Origin of the sequence: Pseudomonas sp. MF6755 (genome assembly GCF_016405635.1) — a bacterium.
GTDB classification, from domain to species: Bacteria; Pseudomonadota; Gammaproteobacteria; order Pseudomonadales; family Pseudomonadaceae; genus Aquipseudomonas; species Aquipseudomonas haemolytica.
Genome location: NZ_JAEKDA010000013.1, coordinates 157868 through 182638, shown reverse-complemented (window position 1 = coordinate 182638; position 24771 = coordinate 157868). Strand labels below are relative to the sequence as shown.

Sequence of the window (24771 nt, the reverse complement as noted above, 5' to 3'; positions counted from 1 at the left end):
CTCTTTTGATAAAAAATTGTATTTATTAATCAATAGCTTGGATAACTAACTCATCAAAAATTCCAACTTTGCCAGTTTCTAGGCTAGCTGGAAGTTCGATGTTAGTTTGCCGGCCTTTGATTTTCGATGGATCGAACATGTCTTCGTTACTGCCACGGACTCGGTTATTGCTCTGCACGTTCCTGCTCACTTGCTTGAGCCTGAACAGCGCGTTCGCCGCCCCCACGCCCGGGGACCAAGACCTGATCCGCGACCGGCAAAACCGCCTGCTCGAAGAGCAACAGCGACGCCTCCAGGAACTTCAGGACCTGCCCGGTAAAGCGCAAAAGCCCCAAGCCCCGGCAACGCCTGCCGACACTCGCTGCTTCCCGATCAACGACATCGAACTCAAGGGCGCCGACAGCCTGCCGGCCTCCGACCGCGAGCGCCTGCTCAAGCCCTATATCGGCCAGTGCCTGGGCGTGACGCAGCTCAACGAATTGCTCAAGGCCATCACCGACTACTACCTCGGCAAAGGCCGCGTCACCAGCCGCGCCTACTTGCCACAACAAGACCTCTCCAGCGGCCATCTGCAAGTGCTGGTGGTGGAAGGCAAGCTCGAAGCCTTGCGCAGCGCCGAAGGCAGCACGGTGACCGAGCGCGAACTGGCCATGGCCTTTCCCGGTAAGGTCGGCGAGGCGCTGAACCTGCGCGAAATCGAGCAACTGGTGGACCAGCTCAACCGCCTGCCGTCCAAACAGGCGCAAATGGAGCTGACCCCCGGCAAGCAAGTCGGCGGCAGCGACGTGGTGGTCAAGAACACCGCGCAAAAGCCCTGGCGCGCCAGCCTGTCGCGCAATAACGACGGGCAGAAAAGCACCGGTGAACAGCAATGGGGCGCCGGCCTTGAGTGGGACAGCCCCCTCGGCCTGGGCGACCAGCTCATGCTACGCGGCGGCCATGACGCCATCAGCGACCACCAGAAAACCTCGAAAAACACCATGCTCTATTACAACGTGCCGTGGGGCTGGTGGAACTTCAGCTACACCTACAGCGAGAGCGATTACCGCACCTACGGCGTGACCGACGACTACAAATACAAGCAGAACGGCGACAACCAGAACCATCAACTGCGCGCCGAGCGAGTGATCCATCGCGATGACGTGAGCAAGACCTCGGTCAATGTCGGCTTGGCGCACTTGCGCACCAATAACTACGTCCTCGACGTGCGCACCGCGCCCAGCAGCAATCGCCTCAGCGAACTGCAACTGGGCGTGAACCACGGGCGGCGTATCGGCAATGCCTTCGTCAACGTGGACCTGGGTATGCAAAGCGGCATCGGCCTGCTCGACGCCCAATCTCAAGATGAGCGCGACCCCTACGGCGGGCGGCAACCGAACTCGCGCTACCGCAAATACACCGCCACCGTCAGTTACCTGCAACCCTTCAGCCTGTGGGGCGAGTCGTTCAGCTTCAGCAGTTTGGCCACCGGCCAACGCAGCGAAGACATCCTGTTCTCGCCCCAGCGCATGAGCCTCGGCGGCTCGGCCTCGGTACGCGGTTTCAAGGACCAGTTGCTGACCGGTGACAGCGGCGGCTACTGGCGCAACGAGGTGCGCTGGGCGCGCCCGGTGACCCTCGACTGGATGCGCCCGGCCTTCGCCGAATATGGCGCCAGCGTCGGCTACGACCAGGGCGTGATCAGCAATGACCGCTACAACGACAACGTCCATGGCCGGGTGTCCAGCAACTCCCTGGAGCTGTTCGCCCGTGGCAAAAACGTCAGCACCAGCGTGACCTTTGCCCACTCCTTGGAAAGACCCGGTGTAGTCACCGAGCGCGAAGCGCCGATCTACTTCCGCATGGATTTCTTCCTGTAATTCAACGCCCCGCTGCAAAGAGAAACTGACAATGGATGTTCGCCAATTTGCCTTCCTGGCCCGCCAACCTTCTGCTGCCCTGAAGCCGCGCGACGCGTTCTTCGGCCTGCCCAAGCGCGGGCTGGTGCTGATCCTGGCCAACGCGCTGTTCTGGCAGCCGCTGCTGGCCCAGGCCGAAGGCATCGTGGTCAGTGCGCCGGGTACTACGGTCGGCCAGGCGGGCAATGGCGTACCGGTGGTGAACATCGCCACGCCGAACGGCGCTGGCTTGTCCCATAACCAGTACAATGACTACAACGTCGGCCCCAACGGCGTGATCCTCAACAACTCCAACGGCGCCATGGTCAACACCCAGTTGGGTGGCTATATCGTTGGCAACCCCAACCTCAAGGGCGGCGCGGCCAGCGTCATCCTCAACGAAGTCAACGGCGGTAGCCGCAGCCAGTTGCGCGGCTACACCGAAGTGGCGGGGCAGTCGGCCAAGGTCATTGTTGCCAACCCGTACGGCATCACCTGCAGCGGTTGCGGTTTTATCAACACCCCGAACGTCACCCTGACCACCGGCAAACCGGTGATCGACCAGAACGGCCAGTTGCAGCGCTACCAGGTCGATGGCGGCGCCGTGACCATCGACGGCGAGGGCCTGAACGCCAGCAACGTCGAGCGCTTCGACATCATCACCCGCTCGGCCAAGATCAACGCGCAGATCAACGCCCGCGAACTGAACGTGATTGCTGGCCGCAACGACGTCGATGCGCAAACCCTGAAAGCCACCGCGCGCGCCGACGACGGCAGCGCTAAACCCGAGTTGGCGATCGACTCCTCGGCCCTGGGCGGCATGTATGCCGGTGCGATCAAGCTGGTCGGCACCGAAGCCGGTGTGGGCGTGAAGCTCGACGGCACCTTGGCGGCCAGTGGCGGCGATATCCAGCTTGATGCCAATGGGCGCTTGAGCATGGCGCAGGCGGCTGCCAGCGGTAACGTCAAGGTCACCGCGCAGAACGTCGACCTGACAAATAAGGTCTACGCCACCGGCAATGTGCAGGTCACCAGCGCCCAAGCCCTGGTCAACCAGAAAAGCGTGGCCGCCGGCCAACGCATCGAACTCAACGCGGCCACGCTGACCAACCCGGGCATCATCGAAGCCGGCGTTGCGCCCGACAACAGCCGCAACGCCACCGGCGACTTGGTCGTGAATGCGCAGACTGTTAACACCAGCGGCAACCTGCTGGCCAGCCGTGCCTTGGCGATTACCGCCGCGCAGGCGCTGACCAACCAGGGCGCGATCATCCAGGCCAAGACTGTCGAGGTCAGCAGCGCCAAACTGACCAACCAAGGTGCCAGCGCACGTCTGTTTGGCGAACAAAGCCTGGCGATCAGCTCGCCGGCCATCGTCAACCTCGGTGGGCTGATTCGCTTCGGCGAAGGCCAGGCCGCAACGCTGAATAGCGCGTCCTTGGACAACCGCCAGGGCCGTATCGAAATGGCCGGTGGCAGCCTCACGCTGAACAGCGCCGACCTGAACAACAGGGGTGGTCAAGTCATCGCCAACGACTTGAGCGTCAACGCCGGCAAGCTGAATAACCAGAACGGCGTGCTGGTCGCAAAGACCGCCACAGTCAACGCCAGCGACCTCGACAACAGCCTCAAGGGCCTGATCCAGGCCGACGGCGGCGCGCTCAACCTCACCGTCAACAACAGCTTCAACAACAACCAGGGTTTCGCCCAGGCCAGCACAGACCTCAACGTCAAGGCGGGCAACCTCAGCAGCAACGCAGGCGGCGTACTGAGCGCCGACAGCGGCAAGCTGACCCTCACCGCCGCGCAACAGCTCAACAATGCCCAGGGCCGTTTACAGGCCGGGCAGGGCGATATCGAACTGCACGCCGCGAACCTGGATAACCAAGGCGGCGTGATCGTCGGCAAGCAACTGCTGCTCGACGTCTCCGGTGGTGACGTCGACAACCGCGCCGGGCGCGTATTGGGGGATGGGCTCGACGTGCGCGCCTCCGGCCTCGACAACCGCAACGCCGGCCTGCTGGCCGGTGGCGCCCAGGGCGTAAGCCTGCTGCTCAACGGCCCGGGCCAGTTGCTCAACGCCCAGGGACGCATCCAGAGCGAAGGCCTGCTGCAACTGCGCGGCGAGCGTTTCGACAACAGCGCCGGCATTCTGCTTGGACAAACCGTCGAGGTGACGGCGCAGAGCTTCAACAACAGCAACAAGGGCGCGCTGGTCAGCGATGGCGGCGACGTGGTGCTCAATGTCAGCGACCTGCTGACCAACGTCGGCGGCCAGATCGACGCGGGCGAACGCAGCGTATTGGTCAAGCAACTCACCACCCTTAACAACGACGGTGGCACCCTGCGTGGCAAGCGTCTGGATATCGCCGCCCAACACCTGAATAACAACGACGGCGGCCAATTGCTGGCCGGCGCCGGGGGCCTGAGCTACAGCGGCCAGGACGTGAGCAACCGCAAAGGTCTGATCCTCAGCGGCGGCGCCCTTACCGAACTGCACACCGCCCGCCTGGATAACCAGGGCGGCACCGTGCAGGGCGACAGCCTGACCGTCACTGCCGACACGCTCGACAACGCCAGCGACGGCCTGATGGCAAGCCTGGTTGGCAACCTGCAACTGACCGTCGAAGCCTTGGCCAACCGAGGCGGCAAACTGTTCGGCAAAGAGCAGGTGACCGTCAGCGGCGCCACCCTCGACAACAGCGCGGGCGGCCAGATCAGCGGCAACCAACTCAACCTGACCTCACGCGATACTCTCACCAACCAGGGTGGTCTGATCGAAGCCAATCAGGGCTTGAGCCTCAACGGCGGCAACCTGGACAACAGCGCCAACGGGCAACTGCGCGCCCTGGGCGGTACCGACAGCAGTCTCAACCTCAGCGGTGCGCTGAACAACCAGAACGGCACTCTCGAGTTCGGCAGCCAGGCATTGCGCCTCGACGCCGCCAGCCTCAACAACCAGGCCGGTCAGATCCAACACGCCGGCACTGGGCTGTTCCGCCTCAACACCGCCAGCCTCAGCGGCAGCCAAGGCACTATCAATGGCATGGGCACCGCCGACTGGGCGTTCGGCACCGTTGACGGCCTGGGCCGCGTACAACTCAACGAAGTCCTCACCTACAAGAGCGCCCAGGGCCTGACCCTCAAGGCCGGCGACCGCATGGCCAGCGGCAAGGGCCTGACCCTTGATGTGGCGAGCCTGAACAACGGCGGCGAGTTGCTCAGCGACGGTGACGTGAGCATCACCACCGGCGAGATGACCAACAGCGGCCGCGTTTCGGCCCTGCAAACACTCACCGTCGCCGCCAACAACCTCAGCCAGAACGGCGGCCGCCTGGCGGCCACCAATACCCGCCTGACCCTCGGCGGCACCCTGGACAACCTCGGCTTCCTCACCGCCCGCCAGCAGCTGGATATCGCCGCCGCGCAAATCAACAACCGCGGCACCCTCGGTGCCCAGGGTGCAGTGAACCTCACCGCAGTCAACGGCATCACCAACGCCGCCGACACGCTGCTGTTCAGCGGCGGCGACATGACCTTGCGCAGCAATGGTTTCAGCAACCTCTATGGCGATGTCTACAGCAAAGGCAACTTGAGCTTCGCCGCACGGGATGGCGGGCGTGCCGTGCTGTTCAGCAACCGCTCCGGCACCGTCGAAAGCGAAGGCTCGATCGGCATCAATGCAGGCTTTATCGAAAACGCCAAAGATGAATTCGAACTCGGGCAGACGCTGACCACCGGTAGCTTGAGTTGGATCTGTCACCAGCACTGCGGCGAGAAAGACAACTGGGAACGTGGCGAGATCACCATCTACGAGACGTACCTTGAGGCGGCGACCAAGGATTCGGTAGCGGCACGCCTGGTGGCTGGCAAAAACATGCTGCTGCAAGGCGACAATGTGCAGAACCGCTACAGCCTGATGGCCGCTAATGGCGACCTGAGCATCACTGCCGGTGACCTGCTCAACCAGGGCGCCGCTACGCGCACGGGTCAGCGCAAGCTTGTCATCGGCACGCCAGGGCATGTTTCCGACGATTTGTTTGAACGCATGCAATATGTCGACGTGCCCGCGTTCAATGCGGCCACGGCGGCTGGGAATTTCGATAAGGCGCGCTTCGAAGAACTCAAAAGCCGCTCACCCAATAGCCTGCCTTTCGCCCACGCAAGTGACGTCACCACCTGGACCAACAACAGCGGCCCCGGCTACGACGCTACCCTACAAGCTGGCGGCACGGTCAACCTCAACGTCGCCCGCACCCTGCAAAACGGCACGCTGCACAACAACACCCTGGCGCAGTTGACCGGCACCCTCGGCGACGACCAGACCGGCATCCCGGTTGGCGGCATCAACATCAACCTGAGCAAACACGCCAACGACCCGAGCGCCCAGGCGCCCGGCAGCGTGTTGCCCGTAGTGGGCGTAGCCCCAGGCGGCGGTTTCGTGCCCGTGGACTACACCGGCACCGCGTTCGCCCCGGTCGACCCCACCACCTCGCCGACCTTCCAACTGCCCAAGGGCGAGTACGGCCTGTTCGTCAGGAACGCCGACCCCACCAGCCATTACCTGATCGAGACCAACCCCGAGTTCACTTCCGTATCAGGCTTCCTCAGCTCCGACTACATGCTCGGCAAGCTCGGCTACACCTCCGACAACGCCTGGCGCCGGCTCGGTGACGGCCAGTACGAAACCCGCCTGATCCGCGACGCCGTGCTCGCGCAAACCGGCCAACGCTTCCTCGCCGGCGGCCTGTACAGCGACGCCGACCAGTTCCGCTACCTGATGGACAACGGCCTGGCCAGCAAAGACACCCTGCGCCTGAGCCTCGGCGTGGCCCTGACCGGCCAGCAAGTCGGCGCCCTGACCCACGACATCGTGTGGATGGAAACCCGCGTCATCGACGGCCAGAGCGTCCTCGTGCCGGTGCTCTACCTGGCCCAGGCCGACTCGCGCAACGTGCGCGGCAACAGCCTGATCCAGGGCCGCGACCTCAACCTGGTCACCGGCGGCGACCTGATCAACGTCGGCACCCTGCGCGCCAGCAACAACCTCTCCGCCATCAGCAGCGGCACTATCTACACCGGCGGCCTGGTCGAGGCCGGCAACAACCTCAGCCTGCTGGCCCAAGACAGCATCCGCAACGCCATGGCCGGCGAAATCCGCGGCAAGCAAGTCAGCCTCACGGCGCTTAAAGGCGACATCACCAACGACACCACCGCCATCCAGGTGCGTGACGGCGTCGGCATGCGCACCCTCACCGACACCAGCGCCGGCACCATCGTCGCCCGCGAAAACCTCGCCATCGACGCCGGCCGCGACCTCACCAACCGCGGCGCACTCACCGCTGGCAACGACGCTAATTTAACCGCCGGCCGCGACCTCAACCTCATCGCCGCCAGCGACACCAGCATCAAGCACGAGACCCGCGACGGCGGCGAGAAATCCAACATCACCACCGACGTCAAAAACCTCGCCGCTAGCGTCACGGCCGGCGGCAACCTCAACATGCAGGCCGGGCAAGACGTCAACATCATCGGCAGCACCGCCACCGCCGGCAAAGACCTCAACATCGCCGCCGGCCGCGACCTCAACATCGCCTCGGTCAGCGACATGCACAACGTCGAGGGCAAGGAAAAACACGGCAAGAAACGCATCAAGACCTCGGACGACCAGACCACCCAAGTGGCAAGCGTGCTGACGGCAGGTGGGGATTTTGTCAGCCAGGCTGGGCGTGATACGACGATCGTGGCGAGCAGGATCAGCGCGGGGAATGAGGCTTATCTGTATAGCGGGGATAAGTTGAGTTTGTTGGCGGCTGAGAACAGCACGCATACGTTGTATGACATGAAGAAAAACAGCGGCTGGGGTTCCAAGAAAACCCAGCGCGACGAGGTCACTCGTATTACCAACGTCGGTACTGAAATCAAGACCGGCGGCGACCTGATACTCAAGAGTGAAGGAGATCAGACCTATCGACTTGCCAAGCTTCAAAGCGGCAAGGACATCACCCTGGACAGTGGTGGCGCGATTACTTTTGAAGCGGTCAAAGACCTGCATCAGGAAAGCCATGAGAAGAGCAATAACAACGCGTTTTGGGTTTCTTCCAAGGGTAAGGGCAACACCGACGAGACCGTCCGCCAGAGTCAGCTGATCGCCGAAGGCAATGTGGCAATCAAAGCTGTCGCCGGTTTGAAGATCGACATTAACCAGGTCAATCAGGAGACAGTCAGCCAGTCCATTGATGCGATGGTTAAAGCTGATCCACAGTTGGCTTGGATCAAGGATGCTGAGAAGCGTGGTGATGTGGACTGGAGGCAGGTCAAGGAGATCCACGACAGCTTCAAGTACAGCAACTCGGGCCTGGGGCCGGCGTCGCAGATCATTATTGCGATTGTGATGGCGGCAGTGGTTGGCCCTCTAGCAGCAGTCGCGGCAGGTGGTGGCACTGTGGGCGCTGTCGCTGGTGCTGTGGCGGCGGGCGCGTCTACGAACGCGACTGTCAGCGTAGTCAACAATCGGGGCAACCTTGGCGCTGTGCTCAAGGATGTTACTTCTTCGGATGCTATGAAGGGGTATGTCATTGCCGGTGCTACAGCAGGTCTGACGGCGGAATATTTTGGTGATTGGACTGGAACCGAGACAAACACGGCAACAGGGAAAATCACAACACCGGGAATACTGAATAGCTGGCGTGGTGTCGGCCAATTTGCGGCAAACCAAACGTTGCAAAGTGGTACTTCCATGTTGTTGAGCAAAGCGCTCGGGCAAGGTGGCAGTGCCAGCGATGCGCTTAAAAATGCGTTGTTTAACACTTTGGCGGCCGCTAGTTTCAATTTGGTAGGCAATTACACGAAGGGCGTTTTTGCTGATGGGTCACCACCGAAAATTGCAATACACGCCATGGTGGGGGGGCTCCTTGCCGAGGCTACAGGCGGCGACTTTAGGACAGGTGCTTTGGCAGCGGGGGCGAACGAGGCGTTAGTCACTCATCTGGACTCCTTGGTTCGAGGTAACGACGAGTTACTGACAATGAGCTCGCAAATTGTAGGCGTTCTAGCTGCGGCCGGTCAGGCTGATGCGACTGCGGCTCAGATGGAGAAGGGCGCGTGGGTGGCAAAAAATGCTACTCAATATAATTACCAAGGCCACTATGACAAGTATTTAAAAAAGCATGAGGCATGTACTGCGAATAGTGGAGGGACAGGTTGTTCAACTATTTTGTCAATGGCTGGCACTAACTCCAGAAATCTTGGCAATGTGGTGGTTAATACTGATGATAGTGGAGCTATAGTTAGTTATATACTGCTTGATAATGCCAGCAAACCATTTGCAATTATGGAGCCTGCTGAGTACAAAGCCTACATCGTTATGAATACGGATACCCAAGAGGGGTATAAAACTGCGCCTCAGTGGGGGCTAGATATATCCTCCACAGTGATAAATGCGGCTAATGGTCAAGGCAGCAAAGCTGCAGAAAGCTACACGCTTATGCTTAGCGAACCAGAATACTGGGGCGAGATGGCATTAGGGCTGGCTCTATCCTTAGCCCCATCGGCGGGGATGTTCAGCGCAGGTGCGCGCCCCGCCAGATTAGGCGTTTTGAACGACAGCGTTTTTGCCCAGGTTCCCGCGAGAACAACAAAAGCCTTTAGTGAAATGGGGCAAGAAATCTATACTAAAGCTGCTGGGCGGCCTATCGAGACGGTTGGTGACTTAACGGAGGCGTTGAAACAGGGCACTATTCGTCCGAATCAGGTACCTCTTGATTATGTGGTTATCGACGGAAGAAAAGTAATTTCCAACACCAGAACCTCCACTGCGCTCATAGACGCAGGCATACCGAAGAGCCAATGGCACGGTATCGATAAAACCGGCCTAAAAGCTTTTGATAATACAACTTTCGATGATTTGGTAAAGAATCAGCTTAATAAAAACTATGAAGGCTCTGTAGAGAAGGCGAGGAAATAAACAAAGTGAAATTATCTAATCCTAAAAAACTTGTTGATATGAATAGTTTTTTGCCCCTTGATGGTGAAAGTAGGGTTGAAATACTTTATGCAGGAACAGAACTGATCATAAATGTTTTTTTTGAAATCGGTGATGGGGCTTCCGACGAAAAAAAAACGTTTCGATTTAAAAAGGCAAAATACTTTTATAAGTTGCCGTTCCCTGGGTACAGCCCATTTAGCTGTTCAAGTGATGAAGGCATAGAGCTTCTTAATTGTTTGGTCGAGTATGGTTATTCAGAGATGGTAGATATAGATAAAGAAAGGTCTGGTATTTCCGGTTATGCTCATTATAGATTGTTTTTCCATTCTATAGGTGTCGCTGTATATGTGATAGCCAAATCCTTTTCTTTGGAATGAAAAGATTTACGCTGAGAGTTGGGTGTTTGGTTGATGTAAGCTATAAGGTGCGTGTATCCAGACCTTTATGCTAGATGGAGCTTCCTTGTTCCTGCATAATATATTGTGGCGGAACGTGGGTTGTTAGCCATATACCATTTTCAGCTAGATAAAAAGCTAAACCGTCTTGATGCATTTTTAGAGAGTCAATTATGAGGATCACAGGTTTTCCGTATCTCTGTCCAACGGCTAATGCTGTGCTTTTATCTTTTGTTAAATGTACATGATGGCGATAACCGGAGATTAATCCTTGTTGCTGGATTGACTTTAGGAAGCGAGTGGCCGTTCCGTGATACAAAATTGTCGGCGGGGTTTCAGCAGGGAGTCGGATACTTACATTTTCACTTGAGTGTCCCTGCAAAGCTCTAATATGTTGCCCGTCGCTAGAAATTGCAAAGCGTTTTTTTTCACTGCTTGTCAAGATAGCCAAAATCATTTCACGATTTATATTACGCCCCTCATTCGCTGAGCCAATTATTAATTGGTCGATCTCTGCCCACCCGTCCGAGTCTAACTCAAGCCCAATAGAGTGTGGTTTATGTCTTAGTACGTAGCTAAGAAATTTGCTGGCTTCATTGATCTGTTTGCTATCCATAGTCATTTACCTTATTTGTCAGTATGAGAATTTTGTCTATATTTAAATTGGCAATTTGTTTAATATATTTCTGTCGCGAACAGGGCCGACGTGTCGGGCCATAAGTATCCGGTTTTTGATAGGGTTACAAGAATTGCGTTCTTTAAAAATCAATTTTTATTTTTGTCTGCTTGGATTTTTGAGTAGGGCGGTTACCAGATAACCGCCCATTTTTATTTAAGAAGCTAGCGAATTCAACTTCCGTCCAACCACATCCAGTAGATCACACCCATCTCTCAGAGGGATGGCCAGCAACAGCGCAAAGTCGTGCAGCACAATCGCATCACTGCTGATTTCCTCCCGAAACGCCAGGTTCTCCAAAAACTGCGTCACCGCGCGAATACGATACGCGGCGGCGTCATAGAGAACATCGAGAGGCGCTTGCGTGTTGATTACCAGCGCGGGGATGGTTGAGTCGTGACCTGTTAACGGCATGTATCGGTTCATATTAAGCTCTCTACTTAAGTGATAAATGCCATCACTCAAACGTCGCCAAACGTATGGGTGACAGCTGTACGCAGGTTGGCGAACCGGCAGTAGAGAAAACCGGCAGACCCGAAGGTCTCCCGCGCACAGCCGTCATAAAACGACTTTGCAGGCGCGCAAGTGGCTGCACAAAAGCCACCAGCTTGCGCATTCTCTACCGTCAGGTCGCCAAACCTGAATCGCCATGGGGGCGACCAGCGGACTATAAGTCCTTCACGTAAAAACGCGCAAGGCATCAAAAGGCCAACGCTTCCTCGCCGGCGGCCCCTACAGCGACGCCGACCAATTCCGCTACCTGATGGACAACGGCCTTGCCAGCAAAGACGCCCTGCGCCTTAGCCTTGGCGTGTCCCTCACCGACCAGCAAGTCGGCGCCCTGACCCACGACATCGTGTGGATGGAAAACCGCGTCATCGACGGCCAGACCGTCCTCGTGCCGGTGCTCTACCTGGCCCAGGCGGACTCGCGCAACGTACGCGGCAACAGTCTCATCCAGGGCCGCGACCTCAACCTGGTCACCGGCGGCGACCTGATCAACGTCGGCACCCTGCGCGCCAGCAACAACCTCTCCGCCATCAGCAGCGGCAGTATCTACACTGGCGGCTTGGTCGAAGCTGGCAACAACCTCAACCTGCTGGCCCAGGACAGCATCCGCAACGCCATGGCCGGCGAAATCCGCGGCAAGCAAGTCAGCCTCACGGCGCTTAAAGGCGACATCACCAACGACACCACCGCCATCCAGGTGCGTGACGGCGTTGGCATGCGCACCCTCACCGACACCAGCGCCGGCACCATCGTCGCCCGCGAAAACCTCGCCATCGACGCCGGCCGCGACCTCACCAACCGCGGCGCACTCACCGCTGGCAACGACGCTAATTTAACCGCCGGCCGCGACCTCAACCTCATCGCCGCCAGCGACACCAGCATCAAGCACGAGACCCGCGACGGCGGCGAGAAATCCAGCATCACCACCGACGTCAAAAACCTCGCCGCCAGCGTCACGGCCGGCGGCAACCTCAACATGCAGGCCGGGCAAGACGTCAACATCATCGGCAGCACCGCCACCGCCGGCAAAGACCTCAACATCGCCGCCGGCCGCGACTTAAACGTCGCCTCGGTCAGCGACATGCACAACGTCGAGGGCAAGGAAAAACACGGCAAGAAACGCATCAAGACCTCGGACGACCAGACTACCCAAGTGGCAAGCGTAATCACGGCGGGTGGGGATTTTGTCAGCCAGGCCGGGCGTGACACCACGATCGTGGCGAGCAGGATCAGCGCGGGGAATGAGGCTTATCTGTATAGCGGGGATAAGTTGAGTTTGTTGGCGGCTGAGAACAGCACGCATACGTTGTATGACATGAAGGAGAAGGGAAGCTGGGGCGCTAAAAAGGCGCAGATGGATGAAGTGACCCGCACTACTCAGGTAGGTACCGAGATCAAGATAGGTGGCAACCTGGTGCTGAAAAGCGATGGCGACCTGCTGTATCAAGTCGCAAAGCTTAATAGCGGCAAGGACATCATCCTTGATAGCGGCGGTGCAATTGTCTTTGAAGGCGTCAAGGACCTGCACGATGAGAGCCACACTAAGAGCAAAAGCGACCTTTCGTGGTTCAGCGCTAAGGGCAAAGGTAATACAGACGAAACCTTGCGTCAGAGCGAGTTGGTTGCCCAAGGAAAACTCGTCATCAAGGCAGCCGAAGGCATTCGTATCGACGTCAAACAGGTCGATCAGCAGACTGTAAGCCAGACCGTTGATGCGATGGTCAAGGCTGATCCTAATTTGGCCTGGTTGAAGCAAGCTGAGGCGCGTGGCGACATTGATTGGCGCCAGGTGAAAGAGATTCACGAGAGCTTCAAGTACGACAATTCAGGGTTGGGTGCCGGTGCCAAGATTGCGATAGCAATCATGATGGCGGCGATTATGGGGCCGGTAGGATTCGGGTTGCAGGGAGCCACCCTTGCGGTGAGCACCAGCCTGAGTACGACGGCAGTCACCAGCACCATCAACAACAAAGGCAATTTGGGTGCAGCGCTTAAGGAAACGGTCAGCGCCAATAGCCTGAAAAGCGCAGCAGTCGCCGGGTTTACGGCGGGGGCTCTTGAGTATGCCGACACTAATTGGTTCGCTGGTGCTGATGGCGCAGGTGCAGGCACAAGTACAAGCACAGTCCAAGGTGTTACCCCGAGTACGGGTTCAACCTTGGCGGTTACAAACTCCTCCAAAGATATTTTCACCTGGACGTCAGCAGGCGATATCGCGCTGCGTACTGGTGGTCGGGCGGTAATCTCCAGCGGGATATCGACGGCCGTTCAAGGGGGAAGCTTCGGCGACAACTTCAATGCGGCCTTGTTGGGAGAGGCTGGCAACGTTGCAATGGCTACCGGTTTTAATTGGGTGGGTGATTACGTCACGTTCCCCAATGGCAGCCCTCAAAAGATTATTGCGCATGCTTTGATGGGGGGATTGCTAGCTGAAGCCACAGGTAGCGATTTCAAAACCGGGGCTGCCTCTGCCGGGCTGAATGAGGCACTCATCAATCAGTTGGTGTGGGCTGCTCAAGGCAATGACGACATCACGCTGATGCTTTCACAGCTGACAGGCTTGTTAGCAGCTGCGGCGGTCGATGGAGATTTGGAAAAAGGCTCTCAGATTGCTCAGAAGGCGACGACGTTCAACTATCTTTACCACGAAGAAGTCGAGGAGATGCTTCGGGAGGTAGATAGCAAGGCTACGGAGCAAGAGAAGCGTGAGGTCCGGCAGCGTTATGCGGAACTTGATCAGCAGAGAAATGACGAGTTGGATGCGCTTTGCGCACGCGATCCGCAACGCTGCAGAGGTATTGCCACTTCCTTGGCGAACGATGATCAGAAACTCGTTGATCTGGTAGGTAGGTTGAGATCCCAAGGGCAGGGCGGTGCTGCTTCTGCGGTTGGTTTTGTGATAGGGAACAACCTAGACGCGTCCAGCCAAATTGCAGCAGATATCAGCTCTGCGGGTGGTGGGCCATTAGTTAAGCTCGGCGCGGAGGCAATTAAGGCAGGAATTGGGATTACATTACCCTCACGTTCTGGCGCGGGGAAAGGGAAAAGCGGTCAGAGTGATATAACAACGGCAGGGGGAAAAAACTCCTCTGGTGGAATTACAACTGTCTCCGATGAAATGAGAGCCAATCCTTATCATCCGGATTGGCAGCAGTACGTTGGCGGCGAACCACGCGGAGTAGGCGCGGATACTGTAAAAGGTACGGAGGTACCCAAAGGCAAAGCGAAGACTCCAAAAACCGTAGAGGAAATATCAAATCCACCACAGGCCCCGATAATCCCGTCTGGCTGGGTGAGTCGACCGGGTAAAAACGGCGGTGAAGTCTACTATCCGCAAGGGACAGACCCCGCGAAAGGAGAGCACATACGGGTTATGCCCCCTGGATCGTCAGCTGTTTCAGGTTATGAGAATGGCTACTGGCGCTGGCAAAATTCAGGGAAGCAGCCGATGAATCCTGCGACTGGAAAGCCGGGGATCGGTCAGGGAGACACGCATATTCCGCTTCCTCCTGATTCTTTACCCCCCGTTCGTCGCTGAACGCTTATAGATTAATTAGAGGTACATATGAGCACTTTGTCAGATGATTTTGATTTTTCTCTACTTTCTGGCTGCTATCTGGAAATGGTTTGTTTTGGAGTGCGTGTCACGAGGCTTGATTTTTCAAGACCGCAGACATTCGCTGGTGTGTCGCCTTATAAAGTTTCATTCTGTGTAGAAGCCGGGTTGAAATATCAAATTGACGACATTGTGGGTCAGCGCGAATTTAACGACTCGTCTACCAGTGCACCCTTATTGGATTTTTTATTAATGGACGTTGAGTCTGTTGAGAAAGTCGAAACTGACGCACTACAAATAAAATTTAGCACGGGAGCGAAAATTACCATCGAGTCGGATGTTTCAGATGGTTATGAGTCTTACTCGATTTATTTGGATTCCGGTGACATCATCGTCGTCTGAATGGGTAAGAACGGAGAAGCGGGACAGATTTATTCGGGTTCGAGGTGCCAGTAAAAAGGCCAAATAAATAAATCTTTCCCCTTTATTTTAAGAAGGTGGGGCCGGAGCGAGTGTTAGACCCGTAGTCCCGGAGGCTAATAGGGACTGGCGCATGTATAGGTAGTGCATGTGGAGAAAGCCAGAATCAAAGTGGTGGGCTGATGGCTACGTTTAAAGAAAGTATATATTTATCTTATTCGCAATTTTGCGTATTTTTGAGCTCGCTTGATCAGCCGTATAATGATTGGAGTGATCGTAGTTATGCGCAAGGATTTGCGTGGAGGTTAGGGAGTGTCTCTTTTAGAACTTTGATTGACGAAGGGAGTCATATAATTAGCTTTTTCATTAACGAACAAGTGCCAGCTATAAGCGCAGACGTGGTTCGGGCCTTTAAAGTACCCTTCACGGTGAGCGATAGAAATATTGAGGTGGGTAGTATTTCGAGTACGGTTCCTCTAGAACTGCCTGAAGGAGATTATTCTCTTCAGGTCGAATTTATAAGGCCCTCCTCAAGTGGAGTGTACGCAATAAATGTCCATTTGAATTTAGGTTGCTGTGATTTTGAGGTGTTGAGAGCAGACGCCGAAATTGACGAGCAAGGTGAGTTTGATATCGATGCGGTTCCTGCGGGATAAACATTCGGCGAAATGAGGCGGATTTATAATTCGAGATCGCGGTAAAAAGCATATTAAATAAATCTGTCCATTGTCTTTGACAAAAAAGTAGGGCGGGTGAACATGGACATTAAAGCTTTTTTAAAGAGTAAGAAAGAAGAGCATTTGCTCGATCGCTTGGCTGCTGTAGATGATGCGAGTATTAATGCAATAAGGGTAGGGCAGAAAAATGCTCCTGATGATTACTTAAAGTTTTTGCGGGAGTTCGGAAGTGGGGAAATTGAAACAGTCGGATTCATGCTCTACAACGGCCTCATAGAGGCAAGTGATATTTTTGATGAGGAGACTGCGGCGCAATTTGAAGGTGTTATGATTTTTGGCGATGATATGCAGGGACGATGCGTCGGTTTTGATAAAAATGACAAATGGGCTGTATTGGAAATAGACTCTGCAGATATGAGTGTTAGAAAGTTATGTGATACATTTTCTTTGTTTGTTTATAATTTGTTGGAATGAATTTGGAGCAAAAAATGGGGTTGAGTACAGAAAAGAGGACGGATTTATTTGAGTTCGGGATGGCAGCAGAAAGGAAAATTAAATAAATCTGTCCCCTTTTTTTCTTTCTTTCTTTTCTTTCTCCTTTATTTCTTTCCATTGATTATTGAGGGCTCGTTCTTCGGGTAGCCAGACCCGGTCGCTTTTTGAGCGACCGCCGGGCTATAAGCCCCCCACCCAAAACCGCGCAAGGCATCACAACAATGGCACCACCCCTCATGCAATACCTTCCATTGTGAAGCGCCTCCACCCTGGGCTTTGAACATTTTGTTTATCCCAGTGTCTTTACCCCGCCCACCCGCAATCGGTCGGGCTGCATGGACTGCAGCGTTTTCAATAACATTAAGGATTAATGTGAACCTCTCCCCCTTACAGCCCCTTTGTGCCACCGCCCACGGTGCACCGGCTCGCGCCTGCGATTTGCAAAGGCGCCCTGGGGGCATCATTCGGATCGATTGATCCTTTCGCTCAGCACACCTACTGCCGCCGGGCGTATTGGCGGCTTTGACTGTAGTTCATGGAGTTTGAAATGAAGCGCAAGCCGTTCCAGAAAACCTTGTTGGCCCTGATGGTCAGCGCCGGCGCCGCACACGCAAGCGCGGTGGAATTCGATGTGAGCACTGGCCAGAACGTTTGGAAAGACCAAGTGTTCAACGAGCCGGTCACCCTGGTGGGTTCACGTAATGTGGTAGCGACCCAGCGCTATGTTGATGGCGCGAGTGTGGCCGATACCAATATCCAGGGTTCGCTGACCAATCGCGCCGATTACACCATCGATGGCAGTGGCCTGAACATACGCGGGTTTGTTGTGGATGGTGCGTTGGATTCAGACCTCACGAGCCGGGGTGGGACCATCACCGGCGATGTCGTTCAAGCGGGCACGATCAGGCTGACCAACCAGATTTGGGCAGAAGGGTTTGAAGTCGGCGCGGCAAACGTCGGCGGCAGTGTGATCAACTCTGGAACCATCATCACCGTTGACGTGCCGGGTTCGGGGCCGGAAAGCGACGGCGAGGGTATCTACCTGAACGGCACGAGTGTCGGCGGCGATGTGATCAACTCCGGCGTGGTGGATGTCACCTCCTACTACGGTTACGGGCTGATCCTGGACACGCACAACAACATGCCGGTCACCGTCGGCGGCAAGATTCTTAACTCCGGCACCCTGCGTGTTACCGGTGGAGAGGCGCTGGGGTTCGTGATCGAAACCGACACCAACGACCTGAAAATTGAAAACAGCGGGCTGATCTCGGTGCTCGGCGACCAGGCAAAAGCGGTGCAGTTTTACAGCGGCAATATCGACTACCTGCTCAACACCGGCACTATCGAGGCCAAGGGCGTTAATGCCGTCGCCGTGGATTTGCGTGGCGCAACCTTCACCAACAACGTACCGAGCGGTGCACGGGGCGTCGTCAACCGTGGCGTGATCAGCGCCGATGCCACCGCCATTTACCTCGACCCCACGCGCCCGGTGGCGCCGCTGGAGATCAACCAGCAAGCCGGCGAAATCCGCAGCGGCAGCGGGACTGCTATCGACGCTAACAACCTCGCGAGCTTGAACTGGACCGGCGGCCAAATCACCGGCGACCTGCTCAACCTCAACGCGGTCAACGTCGACGGCCAGGCAGGTTTCACTGGCAGTCGCATCATCGCGCCGGTGTCGGTCAACTCAGGTTCGTTGAACCTCTCCGCGCCCGGCACCACCGTCACCGGCACCCTCAATGTGGCCAGCGGTGCGGGCATTGATATGCACTTGGCCGACAGTGTGGTGCCGACCACGCCGTACCTCACGGTCAACGGTACAGCCAACCTGGCCCAGGCCTCCAAGCTGACTATCAGCGCCAACCCTGGCGACTTCGCCGCGCCCAAGGCCGGTACGCAATACACTTTGCTGCAAGCCACCAACCTGCAGAACAACGGCGTGGCCGTCGCCAGCGCGTCATCGTTGCTGGACGTGCTCAGCTACTCGGCGGATGCGCAGACGGTCAAGGCCGTGGTGGCGGTGAAAAGCGATCAGCAAGTGCAGCATGAGTTGGCGGGTGTCGGCGCTGGGGCGTCGGCTGCTACTGCGGTCAATGTGGTAAAAAATGAAGTGCTCGGTCAACTCAGCCAGGACGATAAGGTGTTCCAGGCCTTGGCCAGCGCCGGGACTGCACAGCAGTTGGCGAAGGTTGCCGACCAGCTCAATCCGGACGTCAACCGTGGCGCCCTCGACGTGGCCCTGTCGGGGCAAACCGTGGTCAACGGTGCGATCTTCAACCGCCTCACCGAGCAGCGCGACAGCCACCAGACTGGCGGTGTGTGGGTGCAAGGCCTGAGCAGCAACATGGACCAGGACGGTCGTAGCGGCAACAACGGCTACTCGGCCAACAGCAGCGGCATGGCGGTGGGTGTGGACGGTCGCTTGAGCGACACCACCACCCTGGGCGTGGCCTACAGCTACCTCAACTCGAATATCCATTCGGACCTGGGCAACAAGACCGACGTCGAGGGCCATGCGCTGTCGCTGTACGGCAACTGGGCGCTGCAGAACTGGTTCGTGGATGGCAGCCTCGGCTACGGCCATAACGAGAATGACAACAAGCGCCACGTCGCGGGCACCACGGCCAAGGGCAGCTATGACAGCAATGTGTTGTCGGCCAGCGTGGTCGGCGGCTACAGCTTCAAGCCGTCCCAGGCGGTGGTGATCGAGCCGCGTTTGGCTGCGCGTTATGCCAACGTGCGCATGGATGGTTTTACCGAGAAAGGTTCGTCAGCGGCCTTGAGCACGGCTTCGCAGCGTTATGAAGTGGGCGAGTTGGGTGCCGGTATACGCCTGGCGGCCAACCTTCCATTGAGCACCGGCACGTTACAGCCGGAAGCCACATTGATGGCTTACCACGACTTGATGGGTGACCGCGTCGCGCAAACTTCCAACTTCGTGGCGGGTGGTTCGGCGTTTACCGTCACCGGTGCGTCGGTGGCGCGTGACAGCTATGAAGCCAGCGTGGGGGTGAATTACCAGGTGTCGGACTTCACCGTCGGCGCCAGCTACACCCGCCAGGCGCGCAGCGGTTTCGATGCTGACGGCGTCATGCTCAAGGCGCGCTACGCGTTCTAACCAACACCGCTGAGCCCTGTGGGCAAGCCCGAATGCCGGTCAGTTAAGCGAACGAAATGCTCAAAGCAGCGAAGATCAAATGTGGGAGCGGGCTTGCTCGCGAAAGCGGTGGGTCAGTCAACATCAATGTTTGCTGGGCCGACGCCTTCGCGAGCAAGCCCGCTCCCACAGGGGACCTGCGCTTGACTGGCCAGCATTCCGGCTAGCCCTTGCATTTGGTTTGCGTGAATCCGGAGCGTTGGGTCAGAACAGGGTCAAAGGGGACAATTTAATAATTCTGTCCTCTTAATTGGTATCTGGTGAAGGAACTCAAGTAAGCCTGCCGACGCAGGCATGACCCTATTGATTGCAGGAGCGAGGTTTAGATGAGGGTATTTGGCTATCGACTGGCACAGGGTGTGTGCCTGCTGTTGATGTTCATCAGTGCAAGCATTTTCATGCTGGCGTGGGCCCGCCTCGATAGTACGACGGGGGCCATCTTCGGGGCGGCGCCGGGTGCTTTTCTGATGGGCGGCATTGGGCTGCTGTTCGCGTTTGTATTCGAGCGCTCGCGTACGCCTCGGGCCACTGCGCGCTACATGGCGACCCGGTTGGCAGTGGTGCTCGTGCTGGCGGCGGGCGCGGCCTATGTGGCCGATGGAATATGGTTTTCGCCAGAGCGCGATGAGCTCGATGCCGCATTGGAGGGCGCGTCCTGCGGCAAATACACCGGCCGCATCGAAAAAGGGTGGGAGCAGTTTTGCGCAGAGCCGCGCCAGCAGCAGGCGCGTTAAGCGCTCCCACTGGCTAAGCCACACTGCAGACCTCCACATTTGGATCTGTGCATGGCCGAAACATCTTGAGAACCGCTCTCAACCCCGTAAAATGCCGCAGCCGTTGCATCACAGTCTTTCAGGGAAGAATTCAGGCCAGCGTATTGTCAGGCTGCCTAACTCCTTGGAAAACCCAGCAACGCTGATTTCCTCACCCAAGGAGCACCCTGTGAAGACACTGTCCAAAATCCTGCTGTCGGGCCTCACCGCCGCGGCGCTGTTGACCGTGGCCGGTTGCGCCACCGAGAGCAACCGCGCCATGCCGGTGGAGCAAGTCGCCAGCGCCCACGTGGCTTATTCCGGTGTGCGTGTACCGATTGCCGTGGGCAAGTTCGACAACCGCTCCAGCTACATGCGCGGCATCTTCTCTGATGGCGTCGACCGTCTCGGCGGCCAGGCCAAGACCATCCTCATCACCCACTTGCAGCAGACCAACCGCTTCAGCGTGCTGGACCGCGACAACATGGGCGAAATCTCCCAGGAAGCCAAAATCAAAGGCACCGTGCAGAAGCTCAAGGGCGCTGACTACGTGGTGACTGGCGACGTGACCGAGTTCGGCCGCAAAGAGACCGGCGACCGCCAGCTGTTCGGCATCCTTGGCCGTGGCAAGACCCAAGTGGCCTACGCCAAAGTCGCGCTGAATATCGTCAACATCAACACCTCCGAAGTGGTGTATTCCACCCAGGGCGCCGGTGAGTACGCGCTGTCCAACCGTGAAGTGATCGGCTTCGGCGGCACCGCCAGCTACGACTCCACCCTCAATGGCAAGGTGCTGGACCTGGCCATGCGCGAAGCGATCAACCGCCTGGTGGACGGCATCAACGCCGGTGCCTGGAACCCGCGTAACTGATCAGCAACACCTCAAGGAGCAGTACACGGATGAGCAAGGCAGTGAAGTTGGCGCTGACGCTGACAGCAATCGCAGCGGTAACCGGGTGCCAGACGGCGCCCCAGCCCCTGTATCAATGGGAAAGTTACCAGCCGCAGGTATACGAGTATTTCAAGGGCGAGCCCAAGGAAGCGCAGGTGGAAGCACTGGAGCGTGACCTGCAAAAGATCAACGCCAGTGGCCGCAAGGCACCGCCGGGTTACCACGCGCACCTGGGCATGCTGTACATGAACATGGGCAAGGATGACCAGATGGTGCAGGAGCTTCGCACCGAGAAGGCACTGTTCCCTGAGTCCGCTGCGTACATGGACTTTCTGCTGAAAAACGCCAAGACCGGAGTCGCCACTAAATGAGCCTGTTAAAACTCACCGGCGCCTTGCTGGCCCTGGCGTTGCTCGGCGGTTGCGCGGCGCCCAAGACCATTGATTACACGGCGTACAAGCAGGCGCGACCCAAGTCGATCCTGGTACTGCCACCGATCAATGAGTCGCCGGAAGTGCAGGCGTCCTACAGCCTGGTATCGCAGGTGACGTACCCGTTGGCCGAAGCCGGCTACTACGTGATGCCGATTGCCCTGGTGGATGAAACCTTTCGCCAGAACGGCCTGACCACCGCCAACGACATCCAGGCCGTACTGCCGGCCAAGCTGCACGAGATCTTTGGTGCGGACGCGGCGTTGTACATCACTATCAGCCAGTACGGCACCCAGTACATGCTGATCTCCAGCGACACCTCGGTGACGGCCTCGGCCAAGCTGGTGGACCTGCGCACCGGCACCACCTTGTGGACCGGTTCGGCACGGGCTTCCAGCGAGGAAGGCAACAACAATGGCGGCGGCCTGGTGGGCATGCTGATCACGGCAGCGGTCAAGCAGGTGATCAACAGTTCCACCGATGCGGCGCATCCGATTGCCGGTATCACCAGTGCGCGGTTGCTGTCGGCAGGGCAACGCACCGGGATTCTGTACGGCCCGCGTAACCCCAAGTACGGCACCGACTGATCAGCGGCAACCCGTAAACAGCGTCACCTCTGACGACGGTGCTGTTGAATCAAGTCGATGCGGGTGGCCGTGCCCATGGAGTCACGGTGCCCGTTGACGTTGGTGCCGATGGAGCCGTTGTGCAAGGCAACGATCTCGTCCGTATCGACGCTGATCAGCGGTGAACCGGAGGTGCCGGGTTTCTTGAAGGCATCGTGGTAGACAGTGCCCTGATAAGGGCTGTCCTGGTCGTATCCCTTGAGTGTGGTGGGTTGGCCCTTGGTATTTAGAAATGAAATGCCGAGGGCCTCTTGTCCATGGTTGGGCATAAAGACTTTCTGCCCAGGCGATGCCTGTGGGTGGGCGGCCAACGTGAGGGGCGGGAACTGCTCGGCCAAGGTCTTTCGCTCTTGGGCAGGCAAGTCGACACGCAGCTCGGCATAGTCCAGCCGGGCATCCCCACTGAGCGGCTTGGGGTCCAACGGCACTTTGCGCCCTACCTTCATCCGGCCGCTGTTGTCTTGTTCATAACCCAGCCAAAGCTCGAGCTTGCTGCCCCTGGCCAGCGCGTCGCGCACATGTTGGTTGGTCAACACGCTGTTGCCATCGTTGATCAGCGAGCCGGTACCCAATGCGCGGGAATGCACGCGTTCGTAGCCCCATGAATCCCGTGTGACGCTAACTTCGCGAATACTGCCCACGGCCCTGGCCGCTGCATGCATCGGCGTGCCTTTGAGGGAGGCGCTGGCGTGATTCTGCAAGGAGAAGGGCGCCTGTTGTGGCACGGTGACTGGCGTGGTGTGTCGCTTGTGCAGTGCCTTAATCGGTAGCGAGGGCGGTTGCGGGCCTAGCGGTTGAGGCTTGACCTGAATGGGCGGGGTTGGCGCACTGTCGGGTAGGGACGCTTGGCTGGTCACGTCTCCAGGCTTGATTAGCCCTTGGCTTACGATATACAGGTCGGCTTGGCCGGAACCGTTCAGGTCAATGGCCAGGCTGTGTTGGCGTGTGCGCGGGTCATAGCCGAGCAACGCCTCGCCCGGCCGGCCGCTGAAACGGCGGACAAAGTGCAGGTCCTTGATACTGGCGGCCTGCAGCGCGGCGGACACATCGATCTTGTCCTGCCCGCTGGTGAAATCGGTAATCAGGTCCGGGCGTTGTTCGGTGGACTCGCTGGCGTTGTTATAGACGAACGTATCCTTGCCCAGCCCACCGGTAAGCATGTCCCGGCCCAGGCCACCGGTCAGGCGATTATCGGCGTGGTTGCCGATGAGTCGATCAGCGCCTGTGCCGCCGATGGCATTTTCCAGCGTCACGCCTTTGGCAATGGAGACGTTGCCTTTCATGCCGCCGACATCGGAGAAATGTTCAGCCTTCAGGTTGATGGTCTGGTCCTGATAAAACCCCGAAAAATCCAGGGTGTCGTTGCCGCCTCCATCCCACACGCTGAATACCGGCGCGTCGTCGGGTGAGTTGAGGCTGAGGAAGTCACGCCCGGTAGTGGCGTTGAAGCCGTAGACCGTGTCGGTGTCGCGGGTTTTGAAATTGGCACCGTAGAGCTTTTGGATGGCGGTGATGTCGTCCATCAGCGGCGCGCTGGCATAGTGGGTTTGGCCGTTCTTGTTGTGATCATGACCGAGATGGCCTGCCCACCAGTAACTCATCAGGCTGTAGGCACGATTGTCCTCGGCGTAGCTGGCGTTATCAGCGTAACTGCCGCCATTGTTGTATTTGCCGGGATGCATAAGCCCAAGGGTGTGGCCGATCTCATGGGCCAGCACATACCGGCCGAGACTACCGTGAGTGAAGGGGCGATTCGTACCATCTGACGCGAGCCAGGCTTGTGTGCCGTCGCTGTAGATGCCTGGATAAGACGCATATCCCGCCAGGCCGGTGTGCGGGTCATTACCCAGTAAAAGTTGCCCTTTGGCATGGGGTGCATTTTCAGTGAAGGCGATATTGGCAACATCTGCCCAAGCCTGCATGGTGCGCCTGGCCTGCTCTTTTTGAGACGGGGAGAACTCGTTAGCGCCGGCGGGTGTGTTGTAGGTGGCTTGCGAGGGTTTGAAAAAGCGATAGGAGATAGGGGTGGTGCCGTCTTGGTTACGCTCTTTCCAACGATAGCCCGTTCGGGTGATTTGCTCTGCCGCTTTCTCGGTGGTGTAGGAGGGCTTGTCTGAAAAGGCCTCGGCATAGCTGGGCCGTTGGGCGAATGAAGGCGGGTCATAGCGGTGTGTGAGGTTGTTGTTTACGGAGGTCATCGCGGTTTCCCTGATTGAAAAGCCTCCCGAAGACAGAAAAAAATAGACTGTTCTGACAGGGAGGCGGACCTTCACTCAGTGGTTTGGCGTCATATCAGGTTCAACGGGTTATATCTCGAGGT

14 protein-coding genes and 1 pseudogene are annotated in these 24771 nt (G+C 57.5%); 12 read left to right on the top strand and 3 right to left on the bottom strand.

Annotated elements, in window-relative coordinates; translation table 11 throughout:
• Positions 1 to 137 precede the first annotated feature (137 nt).
• From JFT66_RS18785 to JFT66_RS18775, 3 genes are read left to right on the top strand one after another with little or no spacing between them, the layout of a single operon-like run.
• Positions 138 to 1859 carry a ShlB/FhaC/HecB family hemolysin secretion/activation protein gene (locus JFT66_RS18785; protein WP_198859849.1) on the top strand — a complete coding sequence of 574 codons (1722 nt, stop codon included), beginning with the start codon at positions 138 to 140 and terminating at the stop codon, positions 1857 to 1859.
• Positions 1860 to 1890: 31 nt separating this feature from the next.
• Positions 1891 to 9843, top strand: a complete 7953-nt coding sequence (locus JFT66_RS18780; RefSeq protein WP_233097133.1) for a two-partner secretion domain-containing protein — start codon at positions 1891 to 1893, stop codon at positions 9841 to 9843.
• Between the two features lie 5 nt (positions 9844 to 9848).
• Positions 9849 to 10241 carry a hypothetical protein gene (locus JFT66_RS18775; protein WP_133298303.1) on the top strand — a complete coding sequence of 131 codons (393 nt, stop codon included), beginning with the start codon at positions 9849 to 9851 and terminating at the stop codon, positions 10239 to 10241.
• A 70-nt stretch (positions 10242 to 10311) separates the two neighbouring features.
• Here JFT66_RS18775 and JFT66_RS18770 read toward each other — a convergent pair whose 3' ends face one another.
• Both JFT66_RS18770 and JFT66_RS18765 read right to left on the bottom strand, forming a co-directional pair.
• Positions 10312 to 10875: an RNA 2'-phosphotransferase gene (locus JFT66_RS18770; RefSeq protein WP_198859848.1), complete on the bottom strand. Its 564-nt coding sequence runs from the start codon at positions 10873 to 10875 to the stop codon at positions 10312 to 10314.
• A gap of 216 nt (positions 10876 to 11091) precedes the next feature.
• Positions 11092 to 11361 (bottom strand): hypothetical protein, encoded by a 270-nt coding sequence (locus tag JFT66_RS18765; protein WP_080752885.1) that lies wholly within the window; start codon positions 11359 to 11361, stop codon positions 11092 to 11094.
• A gap of 271 nt (positions 11362 to 11632) precedes the next feature.
• Between JFT66_RS18765 and JFT66_RS18760 the strand changes: the two are divergent.
• The 9 genes and pseudogenes from JFT66_RS18760 to JFT66_RS18720 all read left to right on the top strand — a co-directional run.
• Positions 11633 to 14020 (top strand): annotated as a pseudogene (locus JFT66_RS18760) (DUF637 domain-containing protein); the annotation flags it as partial.
• A 990-nt stretch (positions 14021 to 15010) separates the two neighbouring features.
• Positions 15011 to 15403 carry a hypothetical protein gene (locus JFT66_RS18755; RefSeq protein ID WP_034116751.1) on the top strand — a complete coding sequence of 131 codons (393 nt, stop codon included), beginning with the start codon at positions 15011 to 15013 and terminating at the stop codon, positions 15401 to 15403.
• Positions 15404 to 15603: 200 nt separating this feature from the next.
• Positions 15604 to 16077, top strand: a complete 474-nt coding sequence (gene comJ / locus JFT66_RS18750) for a competence protein ComJ (RefSeq protein ID WP_153838555.1) — start codon at positions 15604 to 15606, stop codon at positions 16075 to 16077.
• 102 nt (positions 16078 to 16179) lie between these two features.
• Positions 16180 to 16572, top strand: a complete 393-nt coding sequence (locus JFT66_RS18745) for an SMI1/KNR4 family protein (RefSeq protein WP_198859847.1) — start codon at positions 16180 to 16182, stop codon at positions 16570 to 16572.
• Between the two features lie 568 nt (positions 16573 to 17140).
• Complete coding sequence (locus JFT66_RS18740) at positions 17141 to 19711, top strand: autotransporter family protein (protein ID WP_198859846.1); 2571 nt, start codon at positions 17141 to 17143, stop codon at positions 19709 to 19711.
• Between the two features lie 365 nt (positions 19712 to 20076).
• Entirely contained in the window at positions 20077 to 20484 is a 408-nt protein-coding gene (locus JFT66_RS18735; RefSeq protein WP_198859845.1) for a hypothetical protein, read from the top strand.
• Positions 20485 to 20692: 208 nt separating this feature from the next.
• A complete protein-coding gene (locus JFT66_RS18730; RefSeq protein ID WP_005783620.1) occupies positions 20693 to 21373 on the top strand; it encodes a CsgG/HfaB family protein in 681 nt (226 codons plus the stop codon).
• Positions 21374 to 21402: 29 nt separating this feature from the next.
• Complete coding sequence (locus JFT66_RS18725; RefSeq protein WP_034116755.1) at positions 21403 to 21765, top strand: DUF4810 domain-containing protein; 363 nt, start codon at positions 21403 to 21405, stop codon at positions 21763 to 21765.
• A complete protein-coding gene (locus JFT66_RS18720) occupies positions 21762 to 22412 on the top strand; it encodes a DUF799 domain-containing protein (protein WP_034116756.1) in 651 nt (216 codons plus the stop codon). The genes JFT66_RS18725 and JFT66_RS18720 overlap by 4 nt, the downstream gene beginning before the upstream one ends.
• 23 nt (positions 22413 to 22435) lie before the next feature.
• On the opposite strand, the gene JFT66_RS18715 is transcribed toward JFT66_RS18720, so the two are convergent.
• The gene (locus JFT66_RS18715) at positions 22436 to 24649 is read right to left on the bottom strand and encodes a M10 family metallopeptidase C-terminal domain-containing protein (protein WP_198859844.1); all 2214 of its coding nucleotides are present in this window, start codon (positions 24647 to 24649) and stop codon (positions 22436 to 22438) included.
• Positions 24650 to 24771: the final 122 nt, after the last annotated feature.

Coding starts and splice junctions, on each gene's coding strand:
- JFT66_RS18785 (WP_198859849.1), top strand. CDS start 138: ATGTCTTCGTTACTGCCACGGACTCGGTTATTGCTCTGCACGTTCCTG.
- JFT66_RS18780 (WP_233097133.1), top strand. CDS start 1,891: ATGGATGTTCGCCAATTTGCCTTCCTGGCCCGCCAACCTTCTGCTGCC.
- JFT66_RS18770 (WP_198859848.1), bottom strand. CDS start 10,875: ATGGATAGCAAACAGATCAATGAAGCCAGCAAATTTCTTAGCTACGTA.
- JFT66_RS18765 (WP_080752885.1), bottom strand. CDS start 11,361: ATGAACCGATACATGCCGTTAACAGGTCACGACTCAACCATCCCCGCG.
- JFT66_RS18755 (WP_034116751.1), top strand. CDS start 15,011: ATGAGCACTTTGTCAGATGATTTTGATTTTTCTCTACTTTCTGGCTGC.
- comJ (WP_153838555.1), top strand. CDS start 15,604: ATGGCTACGTTTAAAGAAAGTATATATTTATCTTATTCGCAATTTTGC.
- JFT66_RS18745 (WP_198859847.1), top strand. CDS start 16,180: ATGGACATTAAAGCTTTTTTAAAGAGTAAGAAAGAAGAGCATTTGCTC.
- JFT66_RS18740 (WP_198859846.1), top strand. CDS start 17,141: ATGAAGCGCAAGCCGTTCCAGAAAACCTTGTTGGCCCTGATGGTCAGC.
- JFT66_RS18735 (WP_198859845.1), top strand. CDS start 20,077: ATGAGGGTATTTGGCTATCGACTGGCACAGGGTGTGTGCCTGCTGTTG.
- JFT66_RS18725 (WP_034116755.1), top strand. CDS start 21,403: ATGAGCAAGGCAGTGAAGTTGGCGCTGACGCTGACAGCAATCGCAGCG.
- JFT66_RS18720 (WP_034116756.1), top strand. CDS start 21,762: ATGAGCCTGTTAAAACTCACCGGCGCCTTGCTGGCCCTGGCGTTGCTC.
- JFT66_RS18715 (WP_198859844.1), bottom strand. CDS start 24,649: ATGACCTCCGTAAACAACAACCTCACACACCGCTATGACCCGCCTTCA.